Origin of the sequence: Massilia pinisoli (assembly GCF_024753285.1) — a bacterium.
GTDB classification, from domain to species: domain Bacteria; phylum Pseudomonadota; class Gammaproteobacteria; order Burkholderiales; family Burkholderiaceae_D; genus Telluria; species Telluria pinisoli.
The window spans coordinates 1-10,756 of record NZ_JANUGW010000041.1 but is presented as its reverse complement, the minus strand read 5'-3'; the positions used below and the strand labels follow the sequence as shown (position 1 = coordinate 10,756).

Sequence of the window (10,756 nt, the reverse complement as noted above, 5' to 3'; positions counted from 1 at the left end):
AAAATAAGGGGTGCCGTGCCCGGTCGTGGTGCGGGCGGCGTCCTCCGCCCGTGCTTGTGTTTACCCGAGGACCCGGGCATACTCGGAGGCTATCCGTTGCCCCGCAGCGTTGTCCCTCTCAGTCAGAAGCACAGCATGAAATCCAACGGCCTCTCGCTGCATCATCCCTTCGCGTTCTGGGCCGGTACGGCCGCCATCGTGGCCGGCGTGCTGGCGCACATTCCGATGTTCGTGTGCGCCTCGCACATGGGGTACCGGATGGTCGGCATGGAGACGGACGCCATGATGCTGGCGGGGATGGCCATGATCCCCATCGGGCTGCTGCTGGCAGCCTACGGACTGATGCCCCGCATGGCGCGCCTGCGCGCGAGCACGGGTGCGCGCGGCGGCCTGCATTTCCACGTCGCCGACGGCATCCCGCTGAACCGCCAGCACTGGTATCTCGTCGCCGTCCTCGTGGTCGCGCTGACGATCGACGTGATGAAGCCGGCCACGCTGGGCTTCGTCATGCCGGGGATGACGCGGGAATACGAATTGGCCAAGCAATCGGCCGGCCTGCTCGCCTTCGTCGCGCTGACGGGGACGACGGTCGGCTCCGTGCTCTGGGGCGTCATCGCCGACCGCTTCGGCCGCCGCGCGACGATCCTGCTGTCCGCCCTGATGTTCATAGGGACCGCCATCTGCGGCGCCATGCCGTCGTTTAACTGGAACCTCGCCATGTGCTTCCTGATGGGCGCATCGGCCGGCGGCCTGCTGCCGATCACGTTCACCCTAATGGCCGAGATGATCCCGGCCGCGCACCGCGGCTGGCTGCTCGTCGCGCTGGGCGGGCTCGGGAACTCGGCCGGCTACCTCGTCGCCGCCTGGGCCGCGAGCCTGCTGGAACCGCACTACGGCTGGCGCGTGCTGTGGCTCCTGGGCCTGCCGACGGGCGCCATCATCATCCTGTTGAGCCGCCTGCTGCCGGAATCGCCGCGCTTCCTCGCCACGAACGGCCTGCATGCCGAGGCACGCGCCGTGCTGGCGAAATTCGCGGGCGTCGTCGACGCGGACGACGGTGCCGCGGCGGATCACGGCCCCGGCGGCGATCACGGCCCCGTCGGCATGCGTGCGCTGCTTCAGGGCGGCTACGGCCCGCTGACGATCGGCATGGGTGTCGCCGGCGTCGCCTGGGGCCTCGTCAACTTCGGCTTCCTCCTGTGGCTGCCGACGAACCTGCGCGCCATGGGCATGGACGCCGCGACCGCCACGAGCCTGCTCGCGAAATCCGCCCTGTTCGCGCTGCCCGGCACGCTCGTCGTGATCTGGTTGTACCACAGCTGGAGCACCGTCAAGACGCTCGTGACCTTCATCGGCCTGTCGTGCGCAAGCCTGCTGGGCTTCTTCCTGCTCGGGTATGCCGGCATCGCGTCGACGGCGGCGATGGTCGTCGCGACCGTCGCACTGCTCGTCTCGGCCAGCGGCGTCATCGCCACGCTGATCCCGTACGCGTCCGAAATCTATCCCGTGCACCTGCGCGCGACGGGCTCCGGCGTCATCGCCGCCGGTTCCAAGCTGGGCGGCATCCTCGGCGCCGGCTTCGGCGTCGTCGGGCTGTTCGGCAACGTGGCGCTGGCGGCGCTCGTGATCGCGCTGCCGATGGCCATCGCGGCGCTGCTGCTGGCACGCAACGGCATCGACACGCGCGGCCGCCGGCTGGAAGAGATCCAGGGCCTGGTGGGCGAGGCGGCCGCACCGGCCCGCTGACGACGACGGTGGGCCAGCCGGCCCGCCGGACCTGTGCCAGCTCGGCATCGTCGGCGCCGTCGGCGCGGGTCGGCGCCTGCGCAGCATCGTGATCGCGCCGCATGCGCCTCCGGGGGCCGAGTCGCCCGTGCTGCAATCGGCGCAGCGCTACGGCGTCCGCGCGCCCGTGCGGCGCTCCAGGCTCGCCACCGATCCGATCTGAATCGGCGCGGGAATGTGTCGTATCGCCGTCCGATCGCGCCGATCGACATTGCAATTCTCACCAAATGTATTTATTGTTGCCGTACGGATATAGAACACGTACGGCCGCGGCCGTATCCCCTCATTCAATCGCAGAGAATCATCATGGGTTTACAACGGCGCCTCGAGCAATTGCTGCTCTGGCATAAATTCGCCATCCTCAGCGGCGTCGGCATCGTCATCGCCGCCATTCCCGCCACCCTCTACCTGCAGGCGACAGGCGCGTCGCTGGACGCGCTGGAACTCGAAGCCGAGGCGCGCAAGCCGGTGGCCACCATCCTGGACACCATCCAGACCACGCAGCAGCACCGCGGCCTGGCCGCACTGGCCGTCGGCGGCGTCGCCGAGGCGGTGCCGAAGCGCGAACAGAAGCAGCGCGAGGTCGACGCCAACTTCGCGGCCATGGCGGCGATCGTCGCCGGCATCCACGACGCGCGCCTCGACCAGGCGTGGGCGGAAGCGCAGCGCGACTGGGATACGCTGCGCGGCCGCGTCGCCGCGGGCGCAATCACCGTTCCCGAGAATTACGAGATGCACACGGCCCTCGTGCCCAAGCTGCTCGAGGTCGAGGATCAGGTGGCCGACCACCATGGGCTGAACCTGGACCCCGACGCCGATTCCTACCAGCTGATCCAGTCCATCTATTACCAACTGCCTTACTTGTCGGAAGAGCTGGGCAAGATGCGGGCGAAGGGCGCCGGCCTGCTGGCCACGCACACCGCCACCGCGGAGGACCGGCTCGCCCTGTCCGCGATCGTGGCGCGCGTCGCCGACCGCCTGCACCTGACGACGAGCCAGTTCGCCAAGGCCGCGCGCGCCAACCCCGCGCTGGCGGCGGCGCTGGAGGCCCCGATGCGCGACATGCGCGAGCAGGCGCAGCAGACAATGGCGCTCGCCATGGAACAGATCGTGAAAGCGGATGCCCTGACGTTCTCCGGACCGGACTACGTCAAGCGCACGACGGCCGCCATCGACGCCCAGTACGCATTTGCCGCCAAGGCGACGGCGCAGTTCGACGGCCTGCTCGACACCCGGATCGCCGCCCTCAGGCACACGCGGCTCGCCATGCTGGCCGCCGTCGTCGGCCTGTTCGCGTTCGGTGGCATGATCCTCGCCGTGATCGCACGGTCCGTGACGCGGCCGCTGAACAACGCCGTCGAAATCGCGGAACGGGTCGCCGCCGGCGACCTCACGGCGGACATCGACGCCCGCGGCCGCAACGAGACGGCGCGCCTGCTGGCATCGCTGGGACGCATGAACGACAACCTGCGCGGCATCGTGCGCGAAGTGCGGGTCAGCGTCGACACGATCGGCTCGGCCGCGGGCGACATCGCGAACGGCAACGCGGACCTGTCGTCGCGCACCGAATCGCAGGCATCGAGCCTGGAAGAGACGGCGGCGTCGATGGAAGAGATCACGGCCACCGTCAAGCAGAACGCCGCGAACGCCGCCCAGGCGAACGAGGTGGCGAGCCAGGCGTCCGACGTGGCGCGGCGCGGCGGCCAGGTGGTGACGGACGTGGTGGCGACCATGGACGCGATCAACGACAGTGCGCGCAAGATCGTCGACATCATCGCCGTCATCGACGGTATCGCGTTCCAGACGAATATCCTGGCGCTGAACGCGGCCGTCGAGGCGGCGCGCGCGGGCGAGCAGGGCCGCGGGTTCGCGGTGGTCGCCGGCGAAGTGCGCAGCCTCGCGCAGCGCAGCGCGGCGGCAGCCAAGGAGATCAAGCACCTCATCGACGAAAGCGTTGTGCGCGTCGAGGCGGGCAACCGGCTGGTGGGCCAGGCCGGGGCGTCGATGGACGACATCCTGGCCAGCGTGCAGCGCGTGTCGGGCATCGTGTCGGAGATCGTCGTGGCGTCGCGCGAGCAGGCGGCGGGCATCCACCAGGTCAACGACACCATCGTGCACCTGGAGGACACCACCCAGCAGAACTCGGCACTGGTGGAACAGGCTGCAGCTGCGGCGGCGAGCCTCGATGAACAGACGCGCAACCTGGCGCGCACCGTGAGCGTCTTCCGCACGGACGACGACCGCGTGCTGCGGCTGGCTGCGTAAGACGAAAAAAAGGCCGGGCAGTGCCCGGCCGGTGATGACGCCGCGGCGTTCAGGCCGCGTGGTGATTCACGTTCGGATCGTTCGCCGCCGCAGCCGCCTTGACGCCGCTGTCCGCGCCCATGCCGTCGTCGTGGTGGAACGGCGCGAACCACGTCGCGAGGAACGACGGGATCGTCGCGATCATGACGGCCACGAAGTAGCTGACGTAACCCAGGTACTCCTGCAGCACGCCGCTGATCATGCCCGTGACGAGCATGCACAGCCCCATCAGGCCCGTGCCGAACGCGTAATGCGTCGTCGTGTACTTGCCCGGTGCGAGTTGCTGCATCAGGTAGATCATGTAGCCGACGGAACCGAAGCCGAAGAAGAATTTTTCGATGATGACGCCGGCCGCGATCGTCCAAGGATCCGACGGCAGGGCGACGGCCAGCGCGAGGAACGTCAGGTTCGGGATGTTGACGGCGCAGCACAGGATGAACAGCGTGCGCTTCAGGCCGCGCTTCGCGACGAACATGCCGCCCAGCAGCGAGCCCACGAGCACGGCGATCAGGCCCCACGTGCCGTAGATGATCCCCAGCTGCTCGTTCGACAGACCGAGGCCTCCCTTCGCCGCCGAGTCGACCATGAAGAACGGGCCGATCTTTTCCAGCATCCCGATGCTGACGCGGAACAGGAACGCGAACGCGATCATCTTCCACACGTCGCGCTTCTGGAAGAAGGTGACGAACGAATCCCATAGGATGTGGCCCGCGCCGCGCAGGTTCGTCGGCGTGTTTTCCGCGCGCGCGCCGTCGGGCATCACGCGCGCGTGCCACGCGGCCATCACGATGACGATGGCGGCCACGATGAAGAAGATCACGCGCCACGCGTCCATCCAGTCCGGCCCGAACACTTTCGGGTCGTGGTGGAACACTTCCGTGTGCAGGCGGCCGCTCAGGTAGACGAGGAAGCCGGAGGCGACGATCGGCCCCAAGTTCCACGACAGGCTCTGCACGCCGCAGTACAGCGCCTGCGTGCGCGTGTCGAGCGACGTCACGTAGACACCGTCGCTGGCGATGTCCTGCGTCGCGCCGATGAACGACATCAGCACGAACAGCGCCAGCATCAGTACCATCCAGTTGGGCATGCTCATCGCAAGGCCGGCACCGGCGAAGCCCACGGCGATCAGCACCTGCATGCACAGGACGAAGAACTTCTTCGTGCGGTACATTTCGACGATCGGCGCGAACAGGGGCTTCGCGGTGTACGCGAAGATCAGCATGCTCGAATACGCGGCGGCGCGCGCGTTGTCCATGCCGATGTTCTTGAACATGATGGCGGTGACGCTCGTCAGCATGACGTAGCCGAGCGCCATCGTGAAGTAGCCGCTGGGTACCCACAGCAGCGGGTGGCGGATGCGGTCAGGCGTGCGCATGGCCGGATGCCGTGACGGAATCGATCGGGGCGCGCTGGGCGGCGACGCGGGCGTCGACGAGCTGCTGGTCCAGCATCGCGGCGGCGCCGGCCAGGGCCGGGTAGGGCGCGTGGATCACGTACACCGGGATCTGCTTGCAGAAGTCGGTGAAGCGGCCCTTGTTCTCGAAGCGGGCGCGGAACGACGACTGTGCGAAGAAGTCGCCCAGGCGCGGCACGACTCCGCCGCCGATGTAGATGCCGCCGCGCGCGCACAGTGTGACGGCCACGTTCGCGGCCATCGTGCCCAGCGCGCCGCAGAAGACGTCCAGCACTTCCGCGCACACCTGGTCGCCCGCGAGGCCGCGTTCGACGACTTGCGCGGGTTCCAGTGCCTCCGTCGCGATGCCGTCGATGGCGCACAGCGCCTCGTGGATCGTCGCCAGTCCCGGGCCCGAGATCAGGCGTTCGGCCGACACGTGCTGCCACTTGGTCCAGCAGTAGGCGAGGATCGCCTGTTCGCGCGCGTTCGATGGCGAGAACGCCACGTGCCCGCCTTCGCTGGGCAGCACGGTCCAGCGGCCGCCGTCGGGAATCACGCCGCCGACGCCGAGGCCCGTTCCGGCGCCCACGACGCCGATCACGGCATCGGGATTGACGCGGGTGCCGCCGACCTGCTGCAGGTCCGCGTCCGGCAGGCCGGGCACGGACATCGACAGCGCGGCGAAGTCGTTCACGACGAGCAGCGTGTCGAGGCCGAGGTCGCGGCGTGCCGCGTCGATCGAGAACTGCCAGTGGTGGTTGGTCATCTTGACGAAATCGCCTTCGACCGGGTTCGCGATCGCGATCACGGCGTGGCGCACTTCACGCGCGGCGCCGGGATGGCCGGCCAGGTAGGCGCGCACGGCGTCCGTAAAGGTCGCGTGCGCGGCGCACGCGAGCGTCGCGATTTCCTCGATGCGGCCGGGGCCGCGCTGCAAGGCGAAGCGGGCGTTCGTCCCGCCGATATCGGCCAGCAGGCGGGCGCCGCCGAAAAGCACATCATCCATGTTGTCCCTCATGTCTACCTCGGTCTCCTGTTCTTGTTGCCCGCGGCGGGTCAGGCTGCGCGCAGGGTGTCGCGCTGGCCTGCGATGAAATCGCGGTACCAGAGGGCGCTCGCCTTCGGGGTCCGCTGCTGCGTGGCGTAGTCGACGTACACGATGCCGAAACGCTTCGCATAGCCGGAATTCCATTCAAAATTGTCCATCAGGCTCCACAGGAAGTAGCCGCGCACGTCGACGCCCGCATCCATCGCGGCCTTCAGCGCAACGAGGTGGGTGCGCACGTATTCCAGGCGCTGCGCGTCATCGACCTGGCCGCCTTCGACCGTGTCGACCGAGGCCATGCCGTTTTCCGTAATGTACACCGGCGGCAGGCCGGGGTATTCCTGTTTCAGCTGCACCAGCAGGTCCGTGAGGCCCTGCGGGTAGATCTCCCAGCCCATGTCCGTGAAACCGAGGCCGCCTTCGGGCTTGCGCGGCGGGACTTCCGCGCTCATCACTTCGCGGCGGTAGTAGTTCACGCCGAGGAAGTCGAGCGGCTGGGCGATGATGTCGAAGTCGCCCGCGTGCACGACCGGCGCGTTCTCGCCGTGGGCTTCCAGCGACAGCGCGGGATAGCGGCGCTTGAAGATCGGGTCCATGAACCACTCGATCGAGTTGGCCCATTCCAGTTCGGCCAGGCGGCGGTCGGCGGCGCTGTCCGTCGCGGGTTCCGCCGTCCACTGGTTCAGCACGATGCCGAGTTGGCAGGTCGGGTTCACGGCGCGCATCGCCTGCATGGCCAGGCCGTGCGACAGCAGCAGGTGGTGCGACACCTGGATCGCCTGTTTTTTATCGGCGACGCCCGGCGCGAACTGGCCGTTGCCGTAGCCGAGGTTCGCCGTGCACCACGGCTCGTTGTGGGTGGCGATGCTGGCCACGCGGTTGCCGTAGCGGCGCGCCACTTCGGCCGCGTAGTCGGCGAAGCGGTGCGCCGTGTCGCGCGACATCCAGCCGCCGTCGTCCTGCAGGCCCTGCGGCAGATCCCAGTGATACAAGGTGATGTGCGCGGCGATGCCTTTTTCGTCCAGCGCATCCAGCAGGCGCGTGTAGAAATCGAAGCCCGCCTCGTTCCATGCGCCCTTGCCGGTCGGCTGCACGCGCGCCCACGCCATCGAGAAGCGGTAGGCATCCACGCCCAGCGACGCCATCATCGCCACGTCGTCGCGGTAGCGGTGGTAGTGGTCGCAGGCGACGTCGCCATTGGTGCCGTCGATGATGTTGGCGGGGTTGTGCGAGAACGTATCCCAGATCGAAGGGCCCTTGCCGTCGGCGTCAAAGGCGCCTTCGATCTGGAAGGCGCTCGTCGCGACGCCCCACGTGAAGTTGGAAGGAAAACGGATGGAATCGGTCATGGTGCGGTTGTAGTCGTTGTGGGTGAAAGCGATGCGCAGCCGGCGCCCGCGAGGCGCGTGACGCATCCAGTTTCAAATGTTTTGAAATCGATTTCATCGTACATGTGCGATTGGCCGGGTGTCAAATAGATTTTTTCCCTGCAAGTCGTTCGACAACATGTCAAACCTGCATGTCCTGGTGTATATTCACGAGCTTCGCGGCACCGCCGCCTCGATTACGCAGGCCGACACGCATGAAAAAGGATTCCAGCAGCTCGCCGATGGTCACCGTCCACGAAGTCGCCCGGGTGGCGGGCGTGTCGGCGGCGACGGTCTCGCGCTTCCTGAACGGCACCGCCAAGGTGTCGGAGGAAAAGCGCCAGGCCATCGAGAGCGTCATCGAAAAGCTCAACTACAAGCCGAACGTGCTCGCCCAGAACCTCAAGATGGGCAGCTCGCGCACGATCGGGGTGCTCACGCAGTCGCTCGTCTCCGGTTATTTCGCCGACGCGATGGCCGGCATCGACGAGGCATTGCAAGGCACGGGTTACGCGCCGCTGATCGTCTCGGGCCACTGGCACGCGGACGAGGAGGCCGAGCGCATCGAACTCCTGATCGCGCGCCGCGTCGACGGCCTCGTGATCCTGAGCGGGAAATTGAAGGATGCGCAGATCCTCAAGCTGTCGCAGCGCGTACCCATCGTCGCTTTCGGCCGCGACCTGAGCTCGCCGCGCGCGTACGGCTTCTGCCTCGACAACTACTGGGGCGCGTGCGAGGCGGTGGGCTACCTGATCGGACAGGGCCACCGCAACATCGCATTCATCACGGGCCCGTCCGACCACCAGGATGCCCTGGCGCGCCTGGCCGGCTACCGCGACACCCTGGCCAAGCACGGCATCAAGGAGCAGCAGCAGCTGATCGTCGGCGGCGACTTCCAGGAATCGAGCGGCCTGCTCGCGGTCGAGCGCCTGCTGGAATCGGGCCAGCGCTTTTCCGCGATCTTCTGCGCGAACGACCTGACGGCATACGGCGCGCGCCTCGCGCTGTACCGCCGCGGCATCCGCGTGCCGGAAGACATCTCCGTCATCGGCTTCGACGACCTGCACAGCTCGATGTACACGACGCCGCCACTGACGACGGTGCGCCAGCCGCTGTTCGACGTCGGCAAGTGCCTGGGCCGCGCCATCGTCAAGATGATCGGGCACGAGATGCTCGACATCGAGGTGCCGCAGCTGAACCTCGTCGTGCGCGAGTCCGTCAATCGCATCGACTGATGCCGGCGCGGGACTGTGCCCGGCACTGACAAAGTTCGCCACAAACTAATGAAGTCCGCGACAACGTGCTAAGCACAACGCGACCTGTCTTATTGGCAACTAGTTCGTACACTGAGCCATATCGACCGTCTGCTTTCGGCTGCGCATTCAGTCGGGTACACGCCGGCCAGGAGCGTGCAGCAGCACACCTGCTATACCGGAGAAATCGATGGACCCTTCTGTCCACGATCCAGCGCTACTCGTTGAGATCGCAGAAGCTTTTCCGGGCTGCACTGCGGCGCTCTCCGATTCCTTCATCGAGGAAAACGCCAACGTATCGGAGCTTAGCGAGACCGTTGATCTGTATATTGCAGTACCAGCCTACATGGCATGGTGTGCACGGAACGGAAATAAACCGTCATTGCTTGTCCACGATTACACGGTTAACGCATTAGCTGAGTTCGGGCGTACGAAGAACCGTCAGATCACATACCTGGACTTTAAGCATCGTTGCACGGCAGAGCAGAAGCGCGTGGTTCTACGTTTCTTACACTGGTATCTGAATCCCAGGCTTTTGATTAACACTGAGCAGCTGACGCGCTCGATCAAACGATGGTCCGCTAGCTGACACATGCGCCGTGCGGTCGTCCGCTTCGGGTCGGGTCCGGTCGTACAATCTAAGGCCGAGATCGGCCACGAGCGGACGGTCAACCTGTGACAAAGTGCGCATTTTAGAACAGGCTTATCTGGTAGCGTAGCAGCCTCCGAACACACGAAAGCGCACATGAAGATTTCGTTGTTTTTCGCCAGAGTGACCAAGCGCTTGTCCATCCTTTGTGCCCTATGGCTTGTTTTATGCGGCACCACAATGCCAGTCGCGGCTGATCCCTCGTTCGCGTTCGACTCGATATCAACGCTCGACGACATGACGTCGCTTGTCCGGGCCAGATTCCCACTCGGTACTTCCCGTTCAGATTTGCGGCACACGTTTGTCGAAGAAGGTCACGCAACGCTAGGGATCAAAGCTGGGGCTCCAAATGTCGAAAAATATATTTATGACATTGATTTATGTCATTACTATATTTGGCGCTGGAACATATCGGCGGATTACGACGAAAGCGGGAAATTGCTTCAGGCGTATGTGAACGGGAATACTGTATTCCCAGGTGGAAGTCCAAAAAAAAATTGTCTCAAAAATTGCGGAGTCAGGGAAAAAGGCGTCGATATACCGAATGCAACGTCCTCGACCCGAGGCCTACAAGGGCGAAACTTCTCTCGGCTTTTTACTCTTTGATCGAGACAGCGATCTAAACACCAAAGACGATCAGGCCCTGATTGGCGCTGGCCCCCGTCGTGCCGACCCGGCTAATATGGGAAAAATGATTGTTTATACAGATGTAGACCCTTGGCGCTCGATCTTCGATTTCGATCCTGCCGAGCATATCGTTCCGTATGCAGGTAGTTGCGAGCGAGCCGACAAAATCTACGAAGAGCAGAGACAGGCCCAGAAGCGATAAGGTCCTGGGCGTCATTCGACTGAGTGCCGGAAGAGCTCAACAAACATCGCATTTGACGTCTTTAAATACGTCTGTTTCGAAGGTCAGCCCGGGGGGCAACGTTCGGTCGTGACAGGGCGGTTTCGGCC

8 protein-coding genes are annotated in these 10,756 nt (G+C 65.4%); 5 read left to right on the top strand and 3 right to left on the bottom strand.

The annotated features are described in order from the left end of the window. The first annotated feature begins 135 nt into the window (after nucleotides 1–135). Together NX784_RS28450 and NX784_RS28900 are read left to right on the top strand one after the other, a co-directional pair. Nucleotides 136–1,746 carry an MFS transporter gene (locus NX784_RS28450; RefSeq protein ID WP_258820038.1) on the top strand — a complete coding sequence of 537 codons (1,611 nt, stop codon included), beginning with the start codon at nucleotides 136–138 and terminating at the stop codon, nucleotides 1,744–1,746. A gap of 345 nt (nucleotides 1,747–2,091) precedes the next feature. After that, nucleotides 2,092–4,050 (top strand): methyl-accepting chemotaxis protein, encoded by a 1,959-nt coding sequence (locus NX784_RS28900; RefSeq protein WP_307736201.1) that lies wholly within the window; start codon nucleotides 2,092–2,094, stop codon nucleotides 4,048–4,050. A 49-nt stretch (nucleotides 4,051–4,099) separates the two neighbouring features. Here the strand turns inward: NX784_RS28900 and NX784_RS28440 are convergent, their stop codons facing one another. Genes NX784_RS28440 through NX784_RS28430 form a run of 3 tightly spaced genes read right to left on the bottom strand, consistent with a single transcriptional unit; the run spans nucleotide 4,100 to nucleotide 7,879 of the window. Further along, nucleotides 4,100–5,464 carry an MFS transporter gene (locus NX784_RS28440; protein ID WP_258820037.1) on the bottom strand — a complete coding sequence of 455 codons (1,365 nt, stop codon included), beginning with the start codon at nucleotides 5,462–5,464 and terminating at the stop codon, nucleotides 4,100–4,102. Further along, on the bottom strand, nucleotides 5,451–6,491 hold the full coding sequence (locus tag NX784_RS28435; protein ID WP_258820036.1) for a glucokinase: 1,041 nt from the start codon (nucleotides 6,489–6,491) through the stop codon (nucleotides 5,451–5,453). Before NX784_RS28435 ends, NX784_RS28440 begins: the two co-directional genes overlap by 14 nt. Nucleotides 6,492–6,541: 50 nt before the next feature. Then, nucleotides 6,542–7,879 (bottom strand): GH1 family beta-glucosidase, encoded by a 1,338-nt coding sequence (locus NX784_RS28430; RefSeq protein ID WP_258820039.1) that lies wholly within the window; start codon nucleotides 7,877–7,879, stop codon nucleotides 6,542–6,544. 233 nt (nucleotides 7,880–8,112) lie between these two features. On the opposite strand from NX784_RS28430, the gene NX784_RS28425 reads away from it, so the two are divergent. From NX784_RS28425 to NX784_RS28415, 3 genes are all read left to right on the top strand, one after another. Next, nucleotides 8,113–9,132: a LacI family DNA-binding transcriptional regulator gene (locus NX784_RS28425; protein ID WP_258820035.1), complete on the top strand. Its 1,020-nt coding sequence runs from the start codon at nucleotides 8,113–8,115 to the stop codon at nucleotides 9,130–9,132. 208 nt (nucleotides 9,133–9,340) lie between these two features. Further along, the gene (locus NX784_RS28420) at nucleotides 9,341–9,739 is read left to right on the top strand and encodes a hypothetical protein (RefSeq protein WP_258820034.1); all 399 of its coding nucleotides are present in this window, start codon (nucleotides 9,341–9,343) and stop codon (nucleotides 9,737–9,739) included. Between the two features lie 538 nt (nucleotides 9,740–10,277). After that, the gene (locus tag NX784_RS28415) at nucleotides 10,278–10,628 is read left to right on the top strand and encodes a hypothetical protein (protein ID WP_258820033.1); all 351 of its coding nucleotides are present in this window, start codon (nucleotides 10,278–10,280) and stop codon (nucleotides 10,626–10,628) included. Nucleotides 10,629–10,756: the final 128 nt, after the last annotated feature.